Here is a 22,696-nt window from a genome sequence, read left to right on the forward strand (position 1 = left end):
TCAATAACCCTAGCATCGACTATTGATATGGTTAGTTTTCCTTATCAAACAGGTAAAACAAAGCATCACTTTTTACATAATTTTACATTTTGCTGAAACATATTTGCATAGTTCGAGAATAAAATTCGCCTATGCAATGCAGGAAAACAACCCAGCATAAAATTACCGTAAAAAAATCGTAAGTAGGTAGGAAATGAATCTAAGAAAATCTACATCGATGATAGCCGTCATCATAACAATTCTATCATTGAGCGCATGTTCTTCTGAGCGTTTACTCAATGCCAATAATAAAAATACAGCATCCGGCAGCAGTGTACACACACCTGAGCAAAAACGTTCACCTGTGCTATCAACCTGGTGGCAAAAATTTAACGACCCGTTAATGACGTCTCTGATTGAAGAAGCCTTGCAAGCTAACCCCGACATTAAAACGGCACAAGCCAGTTTACGTTCAGCAAGAGCTCAAACCGTTATCGCCAGATCGAGTCTATTACCGACCTTATCAGCGAGTGGTTCTGCGGGCCGGGTTAGCAGCGAACAAAGTTATGGCGCAGGTCTTGATGCCAGCTGGGAGTTAGATTTTTTTGGTAGCAACCGCTTTGCCAGCAATGCGGCAGAAGCAAACTTAAAAGCCTCTCAGGCAAGCCTTGAAGATGTAAAAACATCGCTAGCCGCAGAAGTTGCCAGTGCTTATGTTAATTTACGCCTCGCGCAGGCGCAGCTTGAAGTATCAAAACAAAGTCTGGCGTCACGTGCTGAAACATCTCATTTAATTACGCTAAAGCAACAGTCTGGTCTTGCCAGCGGCTTGGAAGAAGAACAGGCCAAACTCAGTCTTGGTCAGGTGAAAGCAGAAATCCCCGCTTTGGAAAACAGCATCATAAGTTCTCAGCATGCCTTAGCACTGTTGCTTGGCAAAGAACCTGAGGCGATTAAATCGCGCCTCACCAGTATTAAGCCGATTCCATCAGCAAACCTTAAACTTGCAACTAAAATACCAGCGAATACGATTCGTCAGCGCCCTGATGTGCGCGCTGCTGAATATCTGGTTACCGCTGCTGAGTTGCATGTTGGCGAAGCAAAAGCAAACCTATACCCCAGTTTCAACCTGACAGGTTCACTCGACTACAGCAGTAGCAAACTGTCTGATTTATTCGACCCTTCAAATATTGCCAGATCGCTTCTGGCTTCGATTAGCGCTCCGTTGTTTAACGGAGGCAGCTTAAAACAACAGGTCGTGGTGCAAGATGCAGAGCGTGAACAAGCTGTCGCCACTTATCAAAAAACACTATTAACCGCCCTGCAAGATGTTGCTAATGCCTTTGCCAGTTTGCAATCACTCGCCAAACAAACCCCGATTTTGCAAAACAATATAAAACTGGCGCGTAACACAGAGCGTTTGTCGAACTTAAGTTATAACGCCGGTACCGATGACTTTCAGAATGTACTGGAAGCACAACGAACCGTATTAACTTCACAGCAGAGCCTACTTACTGCTCAGGCAGAGCAAAGCTTATCCCTAATTAGTCTTTACAAAGCCGTTGGCGGCACATGGTAGGAGATACCAAAAATGAAAAACAGAGAAACAATAACAACTCCTTCTATAACTGATATCGTGAATCAGAACACGAGCAATAAACGCTCTTCCTGGAAAAAATGGCTGCTCACCCTGATAGTACTCACAGTAGTCGGCGCATTGGCCTGGAACTATGTGAATCAAAGCAGCTCTCCTAAACAAGCGGTTTATCAAACGGTGAGTGTTAACCGAGGTGATCTGACGGTAAGTGTTACGGCAACCGGAAATCTGGAACCCGTCAATCAGGTTGATATCGGTACGGAATTATCGGGAACCGTAGAAAAGGTTTTTGTCGATAATAATGACGTGGTTAAAAAAGGTCAGGAGCTGGCGCGCTTAGATACAGATCAACTCGAGGACACCATTGCCAAAAATCAAGCAGCGCTTAAGTCTGCTGAATCTAAAGTCGCTCAGGCAAAAGCACAAATAACGCAAGCTGCGGCTAATGTTCTGCAAGCGACCGCAAGCGTTAGCCAAACCGAGGCTAATGCCTTACAGGCCAATGCGCTCGTCGAACAAGCCAAAGCTACGACACTGGAAGCTCGCACCCACCTCAATCGATTGCAACAACTGAATAAAAGCAGTAACGGTAAACTCCCTGCCAAAGGCGATCTTGATACTGCCATAGCGAGCTGGAAACGCGCACTCGCAGCAGAGAATGCGGCAAAAGCCAGTGCGGAGTCTGCCAAAGCCAATATAAGCGGCACCAAAGCCAGTGCAGAATCCATAAAAGCCGAACGATTAAATGCACAAGCTAATTTAGAATCAGCAGAAGCGGGCGTATTAGAAGCCAAAGCAACATTACGCTCTTCACAGACCAATCTTCAAAAAGCGATTATTACCTCGCCTATTGATGGCGTGGTGTTAGATCGCGCGGTTGAGCCCGGGCAAACTGTTGCTGCATCGCTCTCAGCGCCGACGTTATTCACGCTGGCTGAAGATCTATCAAAAATGGAACTCGAAGTCAGTGTCGATGAAGCGGATGTGGGTCAGGTAAAAGAAGGGCAAGTAGCCAATTTCACGGTTGATGCATGGCCCGGACGAAATTATCCAGCAGAGATTACCCGTGTCAGTCTAGGTTCAACCCTTACCGATAATGTCGTATCTTACCTTACCGAATTAGCTGTGACTAATACCGACTTAACCTTAAGACCTGGCATGACTGCAACGGCAACCATCATTACCCAATCACGTAAAAATGCGATGCTAATCCCTAATACTGCTTTGCGTTTCAAACCAGACACACAGACTAACGGCTCAGCAAGTGAAAAAAGAGGGGCAAAATCTTCTTCCGATGGTGGCATTCTCTCCAAACTAATGCCCGGCCCACGCTTTCCTCGTCAACAGAAGAGAAAAGGCACTGAAGAAACTACAACGCTGCAAAAGTCTGAACAAACCATCTGGATTCTGGAAGGCGGAGCACCTAAACCGATTAAGATTAAAACCGGTATTACTGACGGCAAAAATACCGAAGTTGTTGCAGGTGACTTAACCCCAGATATGCAAATAATCACAGCCAGTAGCGAGGCGAGCAAATGAGTGCTTTGATTGAACTGAGCAATGTCACCAAAACCTTTGGCCATGGGCAAGCGAGTTTTCAGGCGCTACGTGGGGTCGATTTACAAGTCGAGGAAGGTGACTTTATTGCCATTATGGGACCGAGTGGTTCGGGCAAATCTACCGCGATGAATATAATCGGCTGTCTGGATGTTCCAACCAGTGGCGAATACCTGTTTCAAGGCGCTCACGTTGAATTGCTCGACCGCAATCAGCGTGCATTGCTCAGACGACACTATCTCGGTTTTGTTTTTCAGGGGTTCAATCTACTTGCCCGAACTTCAGCAAAAGAAAACATCGAACTGCCTCTATTGTACCGTGGTGAATCCGCCGCTGTACGCCATAAAATGTCCACGGCTGCATTGGAGCAAGTTGGTCTAACAGGCTGGGGACATCATACGTCAGGAGAATTATCTGGCGGTCAACAGCAACGTGTTGCAATCGCGCGTGCCATCGTCACCAACCCGACGTTATTACTCGCCGATGAACCAACGGGTAATCTGGATACCACCCGCAGTCACGAAATTATGCAATTACTGCGGTCACTCAATGAAGACAAAGGGATCACAGTCCTCATGGTGACTCATGAGCCAGATATGGCAGAGTATGCAAAACGCTCGATTGAATTTGTAGATGGCAAGGTAGAAAGTGACACAAAAAATCCAGCACTCGATCGCGCTGGAATAACAACGGAGTCAAAGGATGACCAAATAGATCAAACAGATGTAATACAAGGAGACTTCAATGCTGTGGAGTAGCTTTTTATTAGCCATCAAAGGAATTCGTCGTAATCTGATGCGCTCATTCCTCACCATTCTCGGTGTTGTGATTGGCGTCGCCGCAGTAATTACCATGGTAACGCTGGGTAATGGAGCGACTCAGGCGGTCAAAGATCAAGTTTCCAGTCTTGGCAGCAATCTATTGATGATTCGACCCGGAACACGCATGAGGGGCCCCCGCGGAGATGGTACTCCTGACTTCAAACTCGATGACGTAAAAGCTATACGCGAACAGATTTCCGGACTGGCTGCTGTGGCTCCCCAAGTGAATAAATCAGAAACAGTAGTCGCGATGGCAAACAACTGGTCAACCTCCGTAACAGGCAGCAATAATGACTTTTTTACTGCTGGGAGCTGGAGTATTGCCGAAGGGAGAAAGTTTACCGATGCCGAAGAAACAGCAGGACAAGCAGTCTGTGTGATTGGCAGTACTATTCGCCGAGAGCTTTTTGGAACATCAGAAGTTTTGGGCGAAAACATAAGGGTTAAGAATTTTTCCTGTCAAATCATCGGTGTCCTGAAAAGCAAAGGTACCTCGAATATGGGTCAGGATAATGATGATATTGTCCTAATGCCAATCAGCACCGTGCAAAGACGTATAGCAGGTAACCGCGACGTATCAGGCATTCTGGTATCTGTTGAAAATGAAAGTGACATAACTCGGGTACAAACCCAGTTGACTCAACTGATGCGTGAGCGCCGCCATCTAACCGATAAAGAAGAAGATAATTTCAACATACTGGATACGCGGATGATTGCGGAAACACTTTCTGGCACTACTCAGGTGATGACAATGCTTTTAAGTGCAGTGGCTTCAGTGAGTTTACTCGTCGGCGGCATTGGCATCATGAATATCATGCTGGTCTCAGTTACCGAACGTACTCGTGAGATTGGTATTCGACTTGCAATCGGCGCGCTGGAAAAAGAAGTCTTGCTGCAATTCTTGATAGAGGCTGTGGTACTCGCAGGACTTGGCGGTATTATTGGCATTATTCTTGCGACGATTACATCGATAATATTATCTCAGGTTATGGGGGTTCCCTATACCTTCAATGTGATGATCAATCTGGTTTCATTTATATTTTCTGCGGGCATAGGCGTATTGTTTGGTTTTGTTCCGGCGCGTAAAGCGGCGCGCCTTAATCCTATCGATGCATTACGCCACGAATAAATACAGCTTTCACATTTATTCCTTTATTCATCCCTATTTCTGCCTCAATTGTTTTTCATAATTTGTCCTCTCTAACAATGATCCAGAAAAATTTTGAGGAAGCAAATATGTATAAAAAAATAGTCGCATCATCGCTATTAACGATTCTAGGAACGGTAGCATTATCAACTGCCAATGCTGCCGAACGACAAGGCCCTCCAGGTGGTGGAAAACCACCTGCAGAAGCATTTGAAGCTTGTGCAGATAAAAGTGCTTCTGATAGCTGTTCTTTTAGTGGAAAAAAAGGTGATGTCACTGGCACCTGCATAACGCCACCACGTGGTGAAGAGGAATTAGTCTGTGCACCTGAAGGCGGACGCCCACCACAATAAAAACTGATATGCCTAGCTAGAATAAAAAAACCTTCAAGGACTCTCTCCTTCTTGAAGGTTTTTTTATGAGCGATGTAAAGTGGCCCAACCCTTCTCGTCCTCTCACACTAGTGCTATCACGCTAGCCCTGGAAAACTTGCTATCACCTGACACTATGAGCGATAAAAACATGCAAAACACAATCATCAGAAAAGCACATTTCACTAAATCTGCGGCAACGCTTATTAGTCGAACTCTGGCAATCACTTTCCTCGCTTTGTTTTTACAAGCCTGCGAGTTAGATGACGGCACTGACAGTTATGATGATGACGTAACCATCGTTTATAGCACCGATGATGGCACCGACACACTCGATAATGATGACGTTTATGAATTGTTGTTAAGAGCAGATGGAGCCTATCTAATTCTAGAAGATAACCTTTCCACGATTACGATTCAGGGCGATGGTAATTATCTGGTCATAGATAGTGATACCAGTATTGATGAAATCAGTATTACAGGCGATGACAATATTATTACCACTGAGGACGATGTTGACTTAACCATTGACCTGTTAAATATCATCGGTAATGGCAACTCGGTGACTGCATTTGAAATAACCACCTACAACCAGACCAGTGATGCCGATGACTCAGAGAACCTTGCCTGTGAAGTCAGCGATAATGGCTTTTGTTTATAAGGCACGCTAAGCAGGTTTATAAAAAAACAGCCCATAAGTAGGGGGGTGCCTTAAGCATTCATCGGTATTCAAAAAGATACTCTTATCTTTACAAATCCCCCTTATTTCTTGCACATTCATCGCCTAAACTGCTTGTGCAAAGAATAATTGCATGTTTCATATTTTTTGCACATTCCTGACTTATATTGCCGTTTCAAATGACAATAACAGTAAAAAGGAAACAATATGCGCTACTTATCTATTCTAGCAATCGCACTTTTTTTAAGTGCTTGCGGAGGGTCTTCTTCCAGCAGCTCAGATGCAACTGACAGCACCGATACGACCGACACATCCGATACCACAGAAACCAGCGAAACCACGAATACCGCACCTGTAGCTAATGCCGGCGTTGACCAAAGTGTCAATACGGGCACAACAGTAAGCCTGGATGGCAGCGCTAGTTCTGATGCCGACGGTGATACGTTGACATACAACTGGGCGATTATTACTTACCCCGTAAACAGTGCCGTTGCACTCGATTCTTTCACTAGTGAGAATCCTACATTCACTGCTGATACTGATGGCAGCTACACCTTTGAGCTTGCAGTGAGTGACGGCTCTGAAACAAGCACGGACCAGGTTATAATCACAGCGAGCACCGTGGATGTATCGGGTACCAGTTCTACAAATGGCATCGAGTGTGCTTATAGTTACAGCGAATTTAATGATTCAGCGTCTGTAAACACCACCAGCACATCAGATTGGACATGTTCTGATACCACCCGAGATTTAGTCGCTAACGGTATTCCTGATCATGAAGTAGGTACATTCCCGAATACTGGCAATCCCAATACAATCTCAGAACAAGATGTATCTGCTAGCTTCACGTTAACACCCGTTGAGACCGACACTGTTACCGAACTTGGCGGTCCATCTGGCCCTCAAGGTTATGTCCTTAATGGCGTTAAAATAGATTCGAGCACTGCAGGTTCTTGTGATGATTCGGGCGATTCGTGTAGCTTAATCGACAATAGTGGTAATTGGAGCATTGAAGCATTAGGTCAAGATAGCTTTGACTTCGGAACGGACGATAACAACGCCCACGTCCAGCCAGATGGGGCTTATCACTATCACGGCATGCCAGAAGGATTCATCGAGCAACAAGGTGGCGATGCAAGCAAAATGACATTGATTGCCTGGGCATCTGATGGCTTTCCGATTTATGCGCGATACGGTTATAGCGTTGCCACTGACGCGAGCTCTGCGTTGACGAATATGACAGGCAGTTATCAGTTATCGACCACAGTAAGTGATTCTAGACCATCTACAGATACCTATGCCTTAGGCACATTTAGACAGGACTGGGAATATGTTGAAGATTCAGGTGATCTGGATGAGTGTAACGGACGCTTTGGTGTGACTCCTGAGTTTCCTAACGGCATTTACCATTACTATGCGACAGATACCTATCCTTACTTTCAACGTTGTGTGAAAGGCGAAATTGAAAGCGCTGGTGGCCCTCCTGCTGGCGGACCTCCTCAGTAATTGTTACCGAGGAAAGCGAACTTAAAATGACTCAGCAACGTTTTTATAAAAGCCTAATGCATTGGGCAAAAACTCTGCTTTCAAGTCTCGTGATAAGTGCGGCCATTGTGCCGCACGTATCTGCACACTTGATGGTGGCTCAGCGAGGCACTTTGAATTTCAAAGGCAATAGCGCCTTTATGGTGCTTTCACTGCCCGTTTCCGGCTTTAGTAATGCCGACGATGATGGTGATGGAAAAATGTCAGCCGCAGAATTCAGCAAACATCGCCTTGATATTATCGACACTGTGAATAAAAACGTAATGATGTCAGATAACGAAGGTCAGAAACCGCTTCGAGGTTTGATGCTTACGCCTGTTGAATCGCATACAGACGCGAATGCACCAAGCGATCAATTAATTATTATGGGACGTTTTGCGCTATCGAAAAACACCGACAAGCAACAAGCTATGATGACACCTAATCTCAATGAGCTTAAATTTTTGGTGAATATATTCGGCAAAAAAGAGAGCGAAAAAATCTTCACCATTTCTACCAAAAGAAAGTTAAAAACGGACGAAAAGGTCCAACAATACAAGATAGAGTTAACACCTGAAACCCCTGAGAAAAAGTTATTTGCTGCCCTTTAAACAGTACGTAAAAAAACACATCCAGTGCACAATAATAAAAAAACTGCCTGTAAGTAGGGGGGTGCCATTAAACTGGATCAAAAAGCTCTATCAATGAGCTCTATCAATGAGCTCTATCAATGAGCTCTATCAATGAGCTCTATCAATGAGCTCTATCAAAAACCTGCCTGAATAACGTTTCTAGATTCTCAATGTTGCAGATATAATTCGCACTTCAAAAAACAAAACAATTTTCAAAATGAAAAACTTAGTCAAAATTTGGGATTCTCCTACACGCCTTTTCCATTGGTTACTGGTGATTCTTTTTGGATTTATGTGGTATAGCGGCGAAACGGGTAACTATCTCGACCTTCACATGAAATCAGGCATGCTGATTTTGTCGTTGATTTTATTTCGACTCATTTGGGGGTTTATCGGCAGTACTAGTTCTCGCTTTAGTAATTTCATCTCCCCTGTTGGCGCAATTAAGCATGCGCTAACGCTGTTCAAACGAGACCCTGAAGTCAATGCAGGGCATAACCCGCTGGGTGGATTAATGGTGATTGCGATGCTGGTAATGTTGGCCTTACAAGCCGGAGTTGGCCTATTCAGCAGTGATCTGGTCCTTACTGAAGGTCCATTATTCAATTTAGTTGATGAAGAAACCGCCGAAGAAATGACAGATTATCATTACCTGGGTTTTGAAATTTTATTGTATTTAACGGGACTTCACGTTGCCGCTATTGTGTTTTATCGAATAGTTAAGCGCACCAATTTAGTAAAACCCATGATCACCGGAAAAGCTGACTGGCCACAAGATCAGGCTAAACCAAAGCTCATGTTTAAGAACCCTCTTATCGCACTGCTTGTATTGATAGTGTCGATTGCCACTGTCTTTGGCGGCGTTACTTACTTGAGTGGTCTTTAATTTATCGCTTGTTTATCATTAGTCATATATACATCATCAGGTAAGCGATCAGGTACAAAAAAACCTGACAGCAACACTATCAGGCTCTTCTAAACGCATGACTTAATCGATTACTTAAGCGATGTTATTTTTTCTTTGCGCGGTAGCTTTTATGGCACTGCTTACAGTCATCTGCCACTTTAAGAAAAGCTGGCTTGATAGCCGCCATATCGCCTGACTTAGCTTGTGTTGCGAGTGCAGCAGTATTGTCAGCAAACATCTTGATGCCTGCATCGAACTTATCTTTTTCTTCCCAGATTTTCTTCTTCGCACGCGATCCTTTTACCGTACCTTCAACTTCGAAACCATTTTGTGCAAGCACTGCAAGTGATGCTAGAGCATCTGCATTTTTTGAGAATGTATCTTTATTGTAATCAGACTTTCCCTTGATCATGTCGCCCATTGGGCCGAAATGATAACCAATCATACCGAATACATTATGGCGGTATTTTGCTGCTTGTCCTTCTGGTGATTTATCTTTTTTATCACCGTGAGCAGTTGCTGTAAAAGCGACAGCGGAGGTTAAAGCGATAGTTAGCAATATTCTTGATAGTTTCATTGGATGCCCTCTTATTTAATTAAAAATGGGTTTATTATTTAATTTATCTATCACTTAATTCAAGAGAATAATTGTAAATTTTTGTAATAAAGTAAAATACAGAAACATATCTTGTTCATTTAATCTAAAAAAACGCCCCTAAGTAGGGGGGTGCCTTACAGAATATTGACCTTTATTTTGTCTGTAACATTACAATTTTTTTGTAACTTTCATATTTCTTGCACATTACCCGATTACAATTTTTGTAAAACTATAAGCACAACCAGATTTTACGGGGACACCAGGCATCAACGCTGAATAAATTTGCGGCGATTCATTTGCCGCCGATTTTATAAAGCAATTTCATTCACTCAGAGGAGTAACAAGAAAGATGAATACTAAAGTAGTTATAGCATCATTATTTTTAACAGCATTTAGCAGTAACGTTTTTGCATTTGAAGCAAAATTTGCGGATGCTACATGGGACGGGGTTAAAGTTCCTGACGGTCAACAATGCCAGAAGTTTGGCGGTAAGAGCCCGACAACACCAAAATTGATTATCAGTAAAATACCTGCTGACACTAGCTCTATCGTTTTAGAGTACAGCGATCGTGACTCTGAAAAGATGAATAATGGTGGTCATGGAAGAATGAGTTACACACTGGCTACTGCTGTTACAGAAGTGGAGATTCCTTCCATTCCGGGTCATTCGTTTGATATTCCATCTACCTTTAAAGTGATTGAAGCGCAACGTAGTCCAGGTTGGGATACCGCGGGTGCTTATATGCCACCATGTTCTGGCGGAAAAGGGCATGCTTATTATGTCACCATTAAAGCGATTACTGATGATCAGGTGACTGCGACTACAACGCTCGAAATGGGCAAGTATTAAGCCAAATCCAACAACGACTTATGCACTAACTAAATACGCACTAACAATATCGCACTAAAGAATAATTAACTTGTTTTAGGGGCCTCCTGTTTACATCTAGATACAACTAGAAAAAGCGGACAGGTCCCTAGACAACAATTCAAGTAAACCTCTTGATCCAAAACGCAGTTATCGTGCTTTGTAAAACAACAATAAACCGTAACATGCTACTCTTAACCAATGCTAATCTTAACCAATGACACTCTCGCTACACATCACACGCTCTTCTACCCAGTTACTTTTACCGATAGCTTTTCTGCCAAGATACCAGCAGACAACGTGGACGAATTAGCGTGACTTTTAAGCTTTGGCATAAATTGGTATTAACGATCGTCTGTATTACCGGGATAGTGTTAATTCTGGCGATCTTTCTTTCCAATCAAAGTGTCAAATCCGGCTTTTTGGCGTATTTAAACGATGTTGAAGAACGTCGATCAGATAGTTTCTCCGTGGTTTTATTAAGGCAATACCATAAACACGGAAACTGGGATTTTATAAAAGGAAACAGGAGACTTTGGGAACGTTCTTTTTATCAATCACGTGATATCAATGTTCGTAAAGAAGAAGCACAACCAGTACTTGATGTTAATATCATAGGAAAAAGGGCAAAAGAAAGTGAAGGTCCTGCAGAACGCCCCGAAGGCAGGCGCCCCCCTCCGGGAAAATTTCCACCTCCTCCGCGTAAAAAACATCTTGAAGCTATTGGAAACCCTCCTCCATTATTCATCGAGGACAATGAGTTTCGCTCAGAACAACCTAGATCAGTGAGCAGAGGAGCAACGAAGCCACCGCCAAAGTCGATGGCTCTATTGGATGCCAATAAATCATTCCTGGTGGGTGGAACACAGGCATCGGAAAACGCTACCTTAAAACCACTAAAATTTAGTGGCAAAGTGGTGGGATATATTCGCTCTGAACCATTTAATGAAATTACTGATGAATTAGATCAACAGTTTGTACAACACCAAAATCAAGCATTCATTAAAATTTCGCTATGGGCATTGGCTATCGTATTAATCGGAGCCGGTTTATTTGCCGCTTACTTACGTTCGCGTATCAATAAAATCGGCGATCAGGCTGGTTTATTAACATCTGGCGACTACCGTTGCCAAAGCATAGATAAAAGCCAGGACGAATTAGGGCAGCTGAGTAAAAAACTGAATATTCTGGGCGAGACACTCGAAGAAAACCGCTCTTCCAGAAGACGCTGGATTTCGGATATTTCACACGAACTAAGAACACCAGTCACCGTGTTAAAAGGCGAAATAGAAGCGATACAGGATAAGGTTCGTGAACTAACGCCATCATCCATCGATTCTTTGCATCAGGAAGTGTTGCGCCTAAGCCGGTTGATCAGCGATTTGAATGAGCTATCGTTATCAGACCTTGGCGCATTGAGCTACCACAAAGAAACCTTGAACATTGTAGAACTGGTGGAAGATATTATTACCCAGCATCAGCACCAGTTTGATGAAAAGAACATCAGCGTTACTTTTAACAGTTCAAATGAAAATATCGAGATTGATGGTGATGGCCAAAGACTGGAGCAGCTATTTGCGAATCTGGCAAACAACAGCCAGCACTATACCTGTACGTCTGGACAGCTAGAAATTAACATTAAAAAACAAGCCGACAGTGTCATAATAGAATGGTCTGATTCTGAGCCAGGTGTCAGCGATGAAGAGCTAGGGCGATTATTCGAACGTCTTTATCGTGTTGAAGCTTCCCGAAACAGAAATGCAGGCGGCTCTGGTTTAGGCTTATCAATTGCCCAGAACATTGTGGCGGCTCACGATGGTAACATCGAAGCGAAACACTCTCCGCTAGGTGGTATTTCGTTTGTAATAACATTCCCTATAAATCGTCATTAACTTTTCAAGAAGATCAAACATGTCTGAAAAACTGCCAATTTTAATCGTTGAAGATGAAATCAAAATCGCTGAATTACTCAGAGATTATTGTACCGAGGCGGGTTTTGAAACCAAAATGATTCATAACGGCCGCGAAGCACAAGAATGGCTTGAGAATAATGAGCCCAGAATGATTCTGTTAGATTTAATGCTGCCAGAAGTTGATGGCATCAGCATTTGTCGCGACTTCCGACGACAGTCTAATAACCCGATTATTATGATCACCGCGAAGGTTGAAGAGATTGATCGCTTAATCGGTTTGGAACTGGGCGCGGATGATTATATTTGCAAGCCGTTTAGCCCGCGTGAAGTAGTTGCCCGCATTAAATCTGTGTTCAGACGTACCGATACTCTGGAGCACAATACGAAAGGCCAGTTAACACTCAATGACAAAAGCTATCAGATTATTTATGAAAACCTTAAAGTTGATTTAACCGCTGTTGAATTCAAATTATTTCAGGTGATGTATCAGCATCCGGGACAGATCTTTTCGCGCGATCAATTAATGTCTAAAGCCTATAACGATGACAGAATAGTCACTGATAGAACGGTTGATAGCCATATTAAAAAGCTACGAAAAAAACTCACTGCGTTAGCGATTGAAGAAGAAATTATTCATTCCGTTTATGGCGTGGGTTACCGTTATCAAAAACCGCATTAATCTCTGATTACCATCTTAGCCACCCCCCTACTTATAGCGACATTTTTTAAGATACGGCTACAAGCTGATAGAAATCAATTTATTTTTGACAAAAAAAATCCCCACACCACGATGAACATGGTGTGGGGATTTCTGTAGCTAAAATCAGGCTAGATCATAACGATCCGCATTCATTACCTTGGTCCATGCTGCAACAAAGTCATTCACAAACTTTTCTTTGTTGTCATCTTGCGCATAAACTTCAGCGTACGAACGAAGGATTGAATTAGAACCGAACACAAGATCTACACGTGTTGCCGTCCACTTCGCTGTATCAGTGGCACGATCGCGAATCTCATACGAGTTGCTACCTGTAGGAATCCATGAGTAATTCATATCCGTGAGGTTAACGAAGAAATCATTGGTCAACGCGCCTTCACGATCTGTGAACACACCGTGCTTGCTATCACCATGGTTGGTACCGATAACGCGCATGCCACCCACAAGTACAGTCATTTCAGGAGCAGTTAAGCCCATCAACTGAGTGCGATCGAGCATCAGCTCTTCAGCGTTAACCACATAATCGGCTTTCAACCAGTTACGGTAACCATCGTGGATAGGTTCTAAAACATCAAACGCATCGACATCGGTCATTTCAGCTGTCGCATCACCACGCCCAGCTGCGAAAGGTACGGTTACATCAACACCCGCCGCTTTGGCAGACTGTTCAACACCTACGTTACCTGCAAGCACGATCACATCAGCAATACTTGCGCCACTTTCTGCCGCAATACCTTCTAAAACAGACAGTACCTTGGCTAAGCGTGCTGGCTCATTACCTTCCCAGTCTTTTTGTGGATCAAGCCTGATACGAGCACCGTTAGCGCCACCACGGTTGTCTGAGCCACGGAAAGTTCTCGCGCTATACCATGCGGTCGAAACCATCTCGCTAACACTCAAACCACTGGCTGCGATTTTCGCTTTAACCGCTTCAACATCGTAGTTAGTGCTGCCTGCAGGAACAGGGTCTTGCCAAATCAATTCTTCTTGAGGTACATCTGGACCGATATAACGATCTTTTGGACCTAGGTCACGATGAGTTAATTTAAACCAGGCGCGGGCAAACACTTCTGAGAAATAAGCAGGGTCGTTGTAGAATTTTTCTGAGATTTTACGATACTCAGGGTCCATCTTCATCGCCATGTCAGCATCAGTCATGATTGGGTTATGACGTGTTGACATATCTTCAACATCAACCGGCTTATCTTCTTCTTTAATATTGATCGGTTCCCACTGCCATGCACCTGCCGGGCTTTTCTTTAGTTCCCATTCGTAGTTAAGCAATAGTTGGAAGTAGCCGTTATCCCACTGCGTAGGATTTGTCGTCCATGCACCTTCGATACCGCTAGAGACAGTGTCACGACCAATACCGCGCTTGGTCTTATTCAACCAACCAAAGCCCTGATCTTCTAGTTCTGCACCTTCTGGTGACTCTCCTAGTATCTCAGCATCACCATTACCGTGACATTTACCGACTGTGTGACCACCGGCGGTTAACGCGACTGTTTCTTCATCATTCATTGCCATACGTTCGAATGTAACGCGTACATCGTGAGCCGTTTTTAATGGATCTGGGTTGCCATCTACACCTTCAGGATTTACGTAGATGAGTCCCATCATTACTGCCGCCAATGGATTCTCTAAATCGCGTTCACCAGAATAACGAGAACCTTCACTGCCGCTTGGCGCTAACCATTCTTTTTCAGAACCCCAGTAAATATCTTTTTCTGGATGCCAGATATCTTCACGTCCAAAAGCAAAACCAAAGGTCTTCAAGCCCATAGATTCATAAGCAATAGTGCCCGCGTAAGCGATTAAATCTGCCCAGCTCAATTTATTGCCGTATTTCTTTTTGATAGGCCAAAGGATACGACGTGCTTTATCCAGATTTACATTGTCAGGCCAGGAGTTTAATGGTGCGAAACGCTGGTTGCCGGTTGATGCTCCACCACGACCGTCAGAAATACGATAAGTACCTGCCGCATGCCAGGACATACGAATCATTAGTCCACCATAGTGACCCCAATCTGCTGGCCACCATGCCTGACTATCTGTCATTAGTGCATGCATATCTTTCTTCAGTGCTTCGACATCAAGACTTTTCACTGCTTCGCGGTAATCGAAATCAGCACCCATTGGATTCGTCTTTTTATCGTGCTGGTGTAGGATGTCCAGGTTTAGGGCTTTTGGCCACCATTCCATAATAGAATTACTTGTTTCTGTTGCGCCACCGTGCATTACGGGACATTTACCTTGTGACATTTTACGTCTCCTGTTCCTTGAATTAAAAAGTTGTTTTATTAACAACGTGGGTTACATAGTTGAATATTTAATACGCACTGTAAAACAGTATTTCTGCATGATAACGATAGTTTTTAGCTATCGATGTATAAATATAATTGTAAAAAATAGATTAACACATCACTAAAACAACGTATTTGGAGCCTTTAATTCGCACTAAGAAAAGCGTGCTGGATACAGTGTCGATCGAGCCATCAACACAACAAGAAATAACCACCAAACCACTGATTAATAATCTATTTATTATTTTAAAAATGAACTAAGAAGCTTTTGAAACGTAGTTGTCATAGACCTCATTTTCATGAATAAATGAGCAGATAATTAGCATTCTATTTTTTGTGTTGATAAGAGAGTCTTTTATTTCTAGAAAAAGGGATTAAGCACAAATTAAATCACCAATAAAAATAAATGGTTTACGACTTAACAGGCAATTAAAGGGGCAGATACTTGGAGATAAGTTGTGGAAGCGAGTTATTTTTCAGTAAAACCGTATTTCTTTTTCCTTATTATTTTCACATTTATTACTCATTTATCGATCAATATCTTTTCTCAACATCAAATAAATATAAGGAGTAGAAACATGAAGCCCATCATATCCATGTGTTTAATCGCGTTACTCGCGACAACCTCTGTTTATGCCGATATATCGGATGGAACAGAAAATAAAAAAGGCCCCAGACAACCCGATATTGATCAAGTTGTTTCTAGTTTGCAATTAGAAGATTCCAAGGCGCAACAGTTAAAAATGTTACTGGAAAGCCATCAGCAAGAAATGAAAACATTGCGTGAGCAGAGCGAACAAATTCGTGAGATACACCGAAATATTAGAGAACAGCATCAAAAGGCATTGCTGGCTTTATTAGGTTATGAAAACCTGTATAAATTTGAAGAGACAATGAGTGAATATCGCCCTATGCGCGGAAAGAGATAACCGTTAAATGTAAATACTATTGCTTAGCTAAGCATCAAGCTGACAACTGAAAAAACCCCGAAAAGTGGAGGGGTGTATTTCGCCCTCCCCCCTGCTTCCGTAAAAGTCGGTTTACAACATTTACCTTTATACTTTTTATGCTGACTGCTTTTTAAGTGCTACAGCATTCATGCAATAGCGTAAACCACTCGGCTTTGGTCCATCTGGAAAGACATGACCGAGATGCGCATCACAAGTACTACACGTGGTTTCTACACGACTCATTCCATGCGAATTATCTTCGATATAATTAATCACATTGTCTTCTAATGGCAGTGTAAATGAAGGCCATCCGGTACCCGACTCAAACTTTTCATTCGCATCGAATAATAAAGTGCCACAGCAAACACAGCCGTAAAGGCCCTCTTCAAAAAGGCTACACATATCAGAACTGTTTGGCATTTCAGTACCGTGTTTACGCGTGATACGAAACTCTTCATCGCTAAGCACTGATTTCCATTCTTCTTCAGTTTTTTCGACTCGTTTGGCCGGCTTTAAATTACCCTCACGGGCATATTTCAAAACATCATTCCAGTTCAACATACTGTTTTCCTCTTAACTTTTTCTGTTTGTGATAGATTAGAAATTCATCTGATCTAACCTAAGCTTATACGCTAAACACGCCTGCTAATATGACCTTAAACATTAGGTACCGCAGAACGTTTGCAGCACAACCTCTTCAGGTTTCGGCGGTAACATATAGTTTTCCTTGCCCTCTTGAAACTCAAAAGGGTTTTGTAACACCTCGTGCAATTCATTAAACACGCTAAAATCGTTATTGTCTTCAGCCGCTCTTATCGCTGCTTCGACTTGATGATTACGTGGAATGTAAACCGGATTAACACTTTGCATCAGCGCTTGTTGCTCTGCGGCTGTTGTGTCTTCCTGCTTTAGGCGATATAACCACTTCTTTGCCCACGCATCAAAATCATCTTGGTTTTCAAACAAGTTACGCGCATTGTCCAAATTTTCAAGGTCTTGTGAGAGATGATAAAAAGTCAGCGTGAAATCTGCTTTACCGCTTTGCATAACATCCAGCAATCGTGCAATTAAGGCATGATCGTCTGCATTCGTTTGTTGTGCTTTAGCTATTTCAACAAGGTTTTCTTCAATCTCTTCTTGTGTAGGAGTTTGTGCCGGCTTATCCGAAGCACTTTGAGGAGAGCCTTCAGCAGCAGCTTTTGCAGCGCCTTCAGCTGAAGCTTTCTTAAGCTTTTGTTCCATGATTTTTTCAGGGGTTAACAAAAACTCTGTGGTCTGCAAACCCAGCTTTTGACGCATTTCATTTAGCCAATAGTGTTTGTAGATAGCTTCATACTCATTCAAAACTTCCTGTGCAAACAGCACCACCACTTCTTCTGGTTTACCTTGTTCTGGCGTGACATATTCGGCAAATAACGGCAGTAACGTTTCGGCAAATCGAATTAAATTCCATTGACCAATTTGTGGCTGGTTTTTATACGCATAACGACCTTGCTGATCTATGGAACTGTATACGCGGCTATGCGAAAACTCATCCATAAATGCGCATGGTCCATAATCAATGGTTTCGCCCGCAATCGACATATTGTCGGTATTCATCACGCCATGAATGAAACCGAGTGACATCCATTTAGCGATTAATTTAGCCTGCGCATTCACAACCTCTTTCAAGAAAGCAACATAAGGCTTTTTCACTTCTTGCTCAGAGCCATCAGCTGCAGAAGATCCATTAGCCGGAGAAAACCCTCTCTTAGCTTGCGGGTAGTGACGTCCAATCTCATACGCTGCGAGTTTTTTCAAATCATCAATATTTCCTTGGCTTGCAAAATACTGGAACGTGCCGACGCGCACATAACCGGTGGCAACACGTGTCAGGATTCCTCCAGGCTTCGGCATCTCACGCATCACTTTTTCACCGGTGGTGACAGCCGCGAGTGCACGTGTCGTCGGCACACCGAGTTTATGCATGGCTTCGCAGAGCAAGTATTCGCGGATCACAGGGCCCAGTGCCGAACGACCATCGCCACCGCGCGACCAAGGTGTTTTTCCCGAACCTTTCAGTTGAATGTCGTGACGAATTCCATCTTTGTCTTTTACTTCACCCAGTAAAATCGCGCGGCCATCTCCAAGTTGCGGAGAAAAACCACCAAATTGATGCCCTGAATAGGCCATTGCAATGGGCTCTGCCCCTTCTGGAATCTTATTACCGGAAAAGAATTCAACCGCTTCTGCTTCATCAGCAAACAAGCCAGTCACACCAAGTTGTTCTGCCAGTTCGTGATTAAATTTTATCAAGCCTGGTTGTTCAACAGGGTCTGGATGTGTGTTGCTGTAAAAGCTCTGTGGTAGCTTGGCGTAGCTATTATTAAAATCGACTTTCGACATTCTTTACCTTTCTTCGTATGTAATAAAAAGACCGTTGCTCGAAAGTATGGCCTCAATTGATGATTGAATATAGAGCAATGCTGTCATCCTGAAAAAAGCCCTGAAAGTGGGGGGGTGTATTTTCCAGTTAGCTTTATCTGATGACCCGCTCTTATAACGGGAAGTTCACTTCCCGTTTTTGAATGATAGGATCTTTTTGTTTTGTTAAATGCAAAAAGAATTAATACAGTACTAGCGGTTTTGTATCGGGTATCACTTAACTTCGATATAGACTTCTTTTCGGTCCCAGTTTTCAGTACCGTGAACTTTTATACGGATGATATAAGCTCCAGCTGGCAAACGATTATCGGTCGCGTAGTTTTTTGAAGACACAACACCCGAGCCATCAACAAATACATCTTTAGATTTTGACAATCGCGCAACGGTAGATTTTCTCTGACCTTCCAGTGCGATGAAAGAGACTTGAGGTTTACCTTTAATGGTGCCGATGGTATTTGCTGATCGTGCATTTTCTCTCACACGAACAACTATTCCACCGTCTACTTTACCCGTCAGTTGCCAGCGAACATTGTCATAACGAATGTAGTTTTTCATCTTTGGCTTTGATGCTTTGTTCTTTAATGGAACAACATTCAATCCGCTGATTGCCGCATCGAAGAAATAGCCAGAATAGTAATTGGCAACCGACTCTTTTTTAGCAGATGCGTTATTTGTACCGTCGCCTTTGGTCTCGACGCTTCCACAAGCGACAAGACCCAAAGACAATGCAAGACCTAGCGTTAAATTTATCGCCGCTTTCATTATTTAACCGCAGCTGTCACACAAATTTCTACAAGGATTTCTTCGCGCGCCATTAAGGCCTGAACACACGCTCTTGCTGGTTTTTCTCCATCAGCAACCCATGCATCCCAGATTTCATTCATCGCTACAAAATCTTTCATGTCTTTGATGAAAATGGTCGTTGATAAAATGTGATTCTTATCGCTACCTGCTTCTGCAAGTAATGCATCAATTTTGTTTAAGCAACTTGTTGTTTGCTCTTGAATGCCTACCGTTACATCATCTGCAACCTGGCCTGAAAGATAGATATTGCTGTTATTGTTAATAACGATTTTGCTCATTCTATCGGTAGATTGTTTACGTACTATGCTCATTCTTTTTCATGCTCCATAATTATTCATTGCGGCGTGTTGTAGACAACAACACAAACGCAAGTCAGATAAAAAAGTAAGGGTAGCGCAATCTTGAGATATTTGCTGATTTAAAACCGACAAATTATGAATCGTAAAAAGTCGGTTTAGTGCAATTGTTAACTATATTTTGACGTAGGGGAGTTTAAACTAAAAGTCACCCCCCTACTTTGGGGGCTTTTTTTGTGATACCACTATAAACAGTGAATATCTAACTCACTGAAATTGATATTAATCTTCAACCATCTGAGTCAAAACAATCGGATCGTTCTCCAGCGTTCTATGCACTGGGCATTTGTCTGCAATTTCGATCATCTTCTGTTTTTGTTCGTCTGTTAAATCACCTTTAAAACTGATAAAACGCGTGATGCGGTCGACTTTACCCTTACGGCCTTCGCATTCCTCGCAGTCTTCCGCGTTAATTTTTTCATGCTTTAAACGAACCGTGATGTCATCCAGTGGTAGTTTTTTGAAGTTAGCGTACATGCGAATCGTCATCGAGGTACATGAACCCAGACTCATGAGCAACAAATCATACGGTGCAGGACCTTGATTGGTGCCGCCGACGCTGATTGGTTCATCGCTCAAGAATTGATGACTATCGCTGTATAAACCACGTAAGAATTTCTTATTCTTCTCGGTTACAACTACTTCGCCATGCTCTACTTTTGGTGCGGTTCCTTGTGATGCTTCAAACTCGGCTGAATCTATTTCCAGATAGCGACTCGCCCATGCAGCTAGGGTCAAACCTACGTATTCCGAATCGTGGCGATTACTCAATAAGTGATCCGCATTATCCAGCGATATAAAACTCTTTGGATGTTTAGCAGCGCGATAGATCTTTGCTGCTTCGTCAATTGATACGATAGTATCAACAGGCGAATGAAAAATTAGCAAAGGACGTTTCAAATTAGCAATATGATCGGAAGAAGCATTCTCGTTTAAATCATCGAGTAATTGCTTTTTGATATTGAATTCTTGTACACCAATTTTTACGCGCGCTTCACCTTTTGCTTCCAGTTCTGGCACTGCATTTAAAAACAGGTGCTGAACATGATCTGCCGTGGCAGGTGAGCCAATCGTTGCAATCGCTTTAACCAGCGGTAATTGATGTGCTGCACTAAGTACGGCTGCACCACCTAAACTATGCCCTATCAATAAACTAGGTGCCTGGTATTCGTCTTCCAGCATTTTTGCGGCAGCCAACAAGTCATCGACATTAGACGAGAAGTTGGTATTGGCAAAATCACCATCACTATTTCCCAGTCCGGTGAAATCGAAACGAAACACCGCAATGCCTTTGGCTGCTAATGAGCGACTAATCCGCGATGCGGCGGCGACATCTTTACTACACGTAAAACAATGGGCGAATATCGCATAACGTAGCGCTTGTTGATTTGAATCTGGCGTTTCTAATAATCCAGCAAGGGTTTCACCCTGCTTATTTTTAAATTCTACTTTTGTACGTGCCATTGGTTTTTCCTGTTGTGTTTTATTGTGCTTTAACTACGTCTGACTTTTGTTAATAGAGGCATGTTGCAGAGGCATGATTAAAAATAAACGAATTAACTTCTTATTTTCCTCTTTTCCTGGTTCTTTTTTTTAGGCTCTTTTTTAACTCTGGCCACCCCCCTACTTTGGGGGCATTTTTCTTCATTTTAAATGTTAGGGAATTAATTACCCCGAATCGCCACTCTATGAATAGACCATCGATGCTTTCTCCCTCATTTTCCACTAGCAGGAATTAATTAGGGTTTTTATTGTCGTTTTTAACCTAAATTACCACTTTATTGTTTTTGCAGGATTCATTTCCCACCTGAATATTGAAAATAAACTTCTGTTTATAATATTTTCTCTGCAATCTTTTTTACCATTATTTTGAATATAACATTATTTCATCATGCCTGCGTTTATCGCCGTTTCAAGCCTGTTCTTACAGATACTCGTGCGGTTAATATCTTGCTCTAATCTCTCACCGCTCGTCATCAAACATTCAGATTTGCATCTACTCACAATTCTTCTGCGTTAATTAGGACAACTCAAATTTAAATAGGAAACAACATAATGAACACATTTGCACACTGGTTTATCCGCATACCATTTGCGGCTACTTTTATTTTTCATGGCGCTGGTAAATTTGCCAACCTATCAGGTTCTGCCGAAATGATGGGCATGCCCGTTTTTCTTCTAGCGTTAGTTGCTATTGCAGAAGTTTTAGCAGGTGTAGGCGCCATTGTAGGAGGCGTAGCAAGTTTTCCAAAGAAAGATTTAGTAACACGTCTGGCTGGTTTAGCAGCGGCTCCTGTGATGCTTGGCGCAATCTTCATGGTCCATTTCCCACGCTTCTCTTTTGTCGCGACGGAAGAGTTCCCAATGGGTGGCTTTGAATTCCAGTTATTACTGTTAGGTGTTGCAATTAACTTTATCCTTACGGGCAATAAAGAAAGTGCAGATAAATAAGTCTGCACTTGATCAAATGATTGATTATTTCATTGATTAAATGAAATAACAGAAATCTCCATTTCCATGTTTTGGGCCAGTTTTTACTGGCTCTTTT

General features: G+C 42.8%; 21 protein-coding genes. 14 read left to right on the top strand and 7 right to left on the bottom strand.

What is annotated here, in order from left to right; genetic code table 11:
• The first annotated feature begins 193 nt into the window (after positions 1-193).
• From OO007_RS02465 to OO007_RS02505, 9 genes are all read left to right on the top strand, one after another.
• The gene (locus OO007_RS02465; protein ID WP_325807609.1) at positions 194-1,558 is read left to right on the top strand and encodes an efflux transporter outer membrane subunit; all 1,365 of its coding nucleotides are present in this window, start codon (positions 194-196) and stop codon (positions 1,556-1,558) included.
• A gap of 12 nt (positions 1,559-1,570) precedes the next feature.
• The gene (locus OO007_RS02470) at positions 1,571-3,115 is read left to right on the top strand and encodes an efflux RND transporter periplasmic adaptor subunit (RefSeq protein ID WP_325807610.1); all 1,545 of its coding nucleotides are present in this window, start codon (positions 1,571-1,573) and stop codon (positions 3,113-3,115) included.
• Complete coding sequence (locus OO007_RS02475) at positions 3,112-3,891, top strand: ABC transporter ATP-binding protein (protein ID WP_325807611.1); 780 nt, start codon at positions 3,112-3,114, stop codon at positions 3,889-3,891. The genes OO007_RS02470 and OO007_RS02475 overlap by 4 nt, the downstream gene beginning before the upstream one ends.
• Positions 3,878-5,083, top strand: coding sequence for an ABC transporter permease (locus OO007_RS02480; RefSeq protein ID WP_325807612.1), 1,206 nt, complete (start codon positions 3,878-3,880; stop codon positions 5,081-5,083). The genes OO007_RS02475 and OO007_RS02480 overlap by 14 nt, the downstream gene beginning before the upstream one ends.
• 107 nt (positions 5,084-5,190) lie before the next feature.
• Positions 5,191-5,454 (top strand): hypothetical protein, encoded by a 264-nt coding sequence (locus tag OO007_RS02485; RefSeq protein ID WP_325807613.1) that lies wholly within the window; start codon positions 5,191-5,193, stop codon positions 5,452-5,454.
• A 154-nt stretch (positions 5,455-5,608) separates the two neighbouring features.
• The gene (locus OO007_RS02490) at positions 5,609-6,133 is read left to right on the top strand and encodes a hypothetical protein (protein WP_325807614.1); all 525 of its coding nucleotides are present in this window, start codon (positions 5,609-5,611) and stop codon (positions 6,131-6,133) included.
• 225 nt (positions 6,134-6,358) lie between these two features.
• Entirely contained in the window at positions 6,359-7,657 is a 1,299-nt protein-coding gene (locus OO007_RS02495) for a YHYH protein (protein WP_325807615.1), read from the top strand.
• A 26-nt stretch (positions 7,658-7,683) separates the two neighbouring features.
• Positions 7,684-8,286 carry a hypothetical protein gene (locus OO007_RS02500; RefSeq protein WP_325807616.1) on the top strand — a complete coding sequence of 201 codons (603 nt, stop codon included), beginning with the start codon at positions 7,684-7,686 and terminating at the stop codon, positions 8,284-8,286.
• Positions 8,287-8,524: 238 nt separating this feature from the next.
• Positions 8,525-9,193, top strand: coding sequence for a cytochrome b/b6 domain-containing protein (locus OO007_RS02505; RefSeq protein WP_325807617.1), 669 nt, complete (start codon positions 8,525-8,527; stop codon positions 9,191-9,193).
• A gap of 124 nt (positions 9,194-9,317) precedes the next feature.
• Here OO007_RS02505 and OO007_RS02510 read toward each other — a convergent pair whose 3' ends face one another.
• Positions 9,318-9,791 carry a c-type cytochrome gene (locus tag OO007_RS02510; protein ID WP_131904450.1) on the bottom strand — a complete coding sequence of 158 codons (474 nt, stop codon included), beginning with the start codon at positions 9,789-9,791 and terminating at the stop codon, positions 9,318-9,320.
• A gap of 370 nt (positions 9,792-10,161) precedes the next feature.
• On the opposite strand from OO007_RS02510, the gene OO007_RS02515 reads away from it, so the two are divergent.
• From OO007_RS02515 to OO007_RS02525, 3 genes are all read left to right on the top strand, one after another.
• A complete protein-coding gene (locus OO007_RS02515) occupies positions 10,162-10,662 on the top strand; it encodes a hypothetical protein (protein ID WP_325807618.1) in 501 nt (166 codons plus the stop codon).
• Positions 10,663-10,994: 332 nt separating this feature from the next.
• Positions 10,995-12,572: an ATP-binding protein gene (locus tag OO007_RS02520; protein WP_325807619.1), complete on the top strand. Its 1,578-nt coding sequence runs from the start codon at positions 10,995-10,997 to the stop codon at positions 12,570-12,572.
• Between the two features lie 19 nt (positions 12,573-12,591).
• Entirely contained in the window at positions 12,592-13,272 is a 681-nt protein-coding gene (locus OO007_RS02525; RefSeq protein WP_131904453.1) for a response regulator, read from the top strand.
• Between the two features lie 144 nt (positions 13,273-13,416).
• Here the strand turns inward: OO007_RS02525 and katG are convergent, their stop codons facing one another.
• Positions 13,417-15,573 carry a catalase/peroxidase HPI gene (gene katG, locus OO007_RS02530; RefSeq protein ID WP_325807620.1) on the bottom strand — a complete coding sequence of 719 codons (2,157 nt, stop codon included), beginning with the start codon at positions 15,571-15,573 and terminating at the stop codon, positions 13,417-13,419.
• Positions 15,574-16,192: 619 nt separating this feature from the next.
• Between katG and OO007_RS02535 the strand changes: the two genes are divergently transcribed.
• Entirely contained in the window at positions 16,193-16,543 is a 351-nt protein-coding gene (locus OO007_RS02535; protein ID WP_131904455.1) for a hypothetical protein, read from the top strand.
• A gap of 135 nt (positions 16,544-16,678) precedes the next feature.
• Here OO007_RS02535 and msrB read toward each other — a convergent pair whose 3' ends face one another.
• The 5 genes from msrB to OO007_RS02560 form a co-directional block, all read right to left on the bottom strand.
• On the bottom strand, positions 16,679-17,125 hold the full coding sequence (gene msrB / locus OO007_RS02540; protein WP_325807621.1) for a peptide-methionine (R)-S-oxide reductase MsrB: 447 nt from the start codon (positions 17,123-17,125) through the stop codon (positions 16,679-16,681).
• Between the two features lie 102 nt (positions 17,126-17,227).
• Positions 17,228-18,949: a protein adenylyltransferase SelO gene (locus OO007_RS02545; RefSeq protein WP_325807622.1), complete on the bottom strand. Its 1,722-nt coding sequence runs from the start codon at positions 18,947-18,949 to the stop codon at positions 17,228-17,230.
• A gap of 252 nt (positions 18,950-19,201) precedes the next feature.
• Positions 19,202-19,750, bottom strand: a complete 549-nt coding sequence (locus OO007_RS02550) for a hypothetical protein (RefSeq protein WP_325807623.1) — start codon at positions 19,748-19,750, stop codon at positions 19,202-19,204.
• A complete protein-coding gene (locus OO007_RS02555; protein ID WP_325807624.1) occupies positions 19,750-20,103 on the bottom strand; it encodes a RidA family protein in 354 nt (117 codons plus the stop codon). The genes OO007_RS02550 and OO007_RS02555 overlap by 1 nt, the downstream gene beginning before the upstream one ends.
• A gap of 267 nt (positions 20,104-20,370) precedes the next feature.
• Positions 20,371-21,612 carry a bifunctional alpha/beta hydrolase/OsmC family protein gene (locus OO007_RS02560; RefSeq protein ID WP_325807625.1) on the bottom strand — a complete coding sequence of 414 codons (1,242 nt, stop codon included), beginning with the start codon at positions 21,610-21,612 and terminating at the stop codon, positions 20,371-20,373.
• 591 nt (positions 21,613-22,203) lie between these two features.
• Between OO007_RS02560 and OO007_RS02565 the strand changes: the two genes are divergently transcribed.
• Complete coding sequence (locus OO007_RS02565) at positions 22,204-22,599, top strand: DoxX family protein (RefSeq protein ID WP_325807626.1); 396 nt, start codon at positions 22,204-22,206, stop codon at positions 22,597-22,599.
• The last annotated feature ends 97 nt before the right edge of the window (positions 22,600-22,696 follow it).

Origin of the sequence: Cocleimonas sp. KMM 6892 (genome assembly GCF_035798195.1) — a bacterium.
GTDB lineage: Bacteria > Pseudomonadota > Gammaproteobacteria > Thiotrichales > Thiotrichaceae > Cocleimonas > Cocleimonas flava.

What these genes read in the sequence shown, in the direction of transcription:
- OO007_RS02465 (WP_325807609.1), top strand. Translation starts at nt 194, where the DNA reads ATGAATCTAAGAAAATCTACATCGATGATAGCCGTCATCATAACAATT.
- OO007_RS02470 (WP_325807610.1), top strand. Translation starts at nt 1,571, where the DNA reads ATGAAAAACAGAGAAACAATAACAACTCCTTCTATAACTGATATCGTG.
- OO007_RS02475 (WP_325807611.1), top strand. Translation starts at nt 3,112, where the DNA reads ATGAGTGCTTTGATTGAACTGAGCAATGTCACCAAAACCTTTGGCCAT.
- OO007_RS02480 (WP_325807612.1), top strand. Translation starts at nt 3,878, where the DNA reads ATGCTGTGGAGTAGCTTTTTATTAGCCATCAAAGGAATTCGTCGTAAT.
- OO007_RS02485 (WP_325807613.1), top strand. Translation starts at nt 5,191, where the DNA reads ATGTATAAAAAAATAGTCGCATCATCGCTATTAACGATTCTAGGAACG.
- OO007_RS02490 (WP_325807614.1), top strand. Translation starts at nt 5,609, where the DNA reads ATGAGCGATAAAAACATGCAAAACACAATCATCAGAAAAGCACATTTC.
- OO007_RS02495 (WP_325807615.1), top strand. Translation starts at nt 6,359, where the DNA reads ATGCGCTACTTATCTATTCTAGCAATCGCACTTTTTTTAAGTGCTTGC.
- OO007_RS02500 (WP_325807616.1), top strand. Translation starts at nt 7,684, where the DNA reads ATGACTCAGCAACGTTTTTATAAAAGCCTAATGCATTGGGCAAAAACT.
- OO007_RS02505 (WP_325807617.1), top strand. Translation starts at nt 8,525, where the DNA reads ATGAAAAACTTAGTCAAAATTTGGGATTCTCCTACACGCCTTTTCCAT.
- OO007_RS02510 (WP_131904450.1), bottom strand. Translation starts at nt 9,791, where the DNA reads ATGAAACTATCAAGAATATTGCTAACTATCGCTTTAACCTCCGCTGTC.
- OO007_RS02515 (WP_325807618.1), top strand. Translation starts at nt 10,162, where the DNA reads ATGAATACTAAAGTAGTTATAGCATCATTATTTTTAACAGCATTTAGC.
- OO007_RS02525 (WP_131904453.1), top strand. Translation starts at nt 12,592, where the DNA reads ATGTCTGAAAAACTGCCAATTTTAATCGTTGAAGATGAAATCAAAATC.
- katG (WP_325807620.1), bottom strand. Translation starts at nt 15,573, where the DNA reads ATGTCACAAGGTAAATGTCCCGTAATGCACGGTGGCGCAACAGAAACA.
- OO007_RS02535 (WP_131904455.1), top strand. Translation starts at nt 16,193, where the DNA reads ATGAAGCCCATCATATCCATGTGTTTAATCGCGTTACTCGCGACAACC.
- msrB (WP_325807621.1), bottom strand. Translation starts at nt 17,125, where the DNA reads ATGTTGAACTGGAATGATGTTTTGAAATATGCCCGTGAGGGTAATTTA.
- OO007_RS02545 (WP_325807622.1), bottom strand. Translation starts at nt 18,949, where the DNA reads ATGTCGAAAGTCGATTTTAATAATAGCTACGCCAAGCTACCACAGAGC.
- OO007_RS02550 (WP_325807623.1), bottom strand. Translation starts at nt 19,750, where the DNA reads ATGAAAGCGGCGATAAATTTAACGCTAGGTCTTGCATTGTCTTTGGGT.
- OO007_RS02555 (WP_325807624.1), bottom strand. Translation starts at nt 20,103, where the DNA reads ATGAGCATAGTACGTAAACAATCTACCGATAGAATGAGCAAAATCGTT.
- OO007_RS02560 (WP_325807625.1), bottom strand. Translation starts at nt 21,612, where the DNA reads ATGGCACGTACAAAAGTAGAATTTAAAAATAAGCAGGGTGAAACCCTT.
- OO007_RS02565 (WP_325807626.1), top strand. Translation starts at nt 22,204, where the DNA reads ATGAACACATTTGCACACTGGTTTATCCGCATACCATTTGCGGCTACT.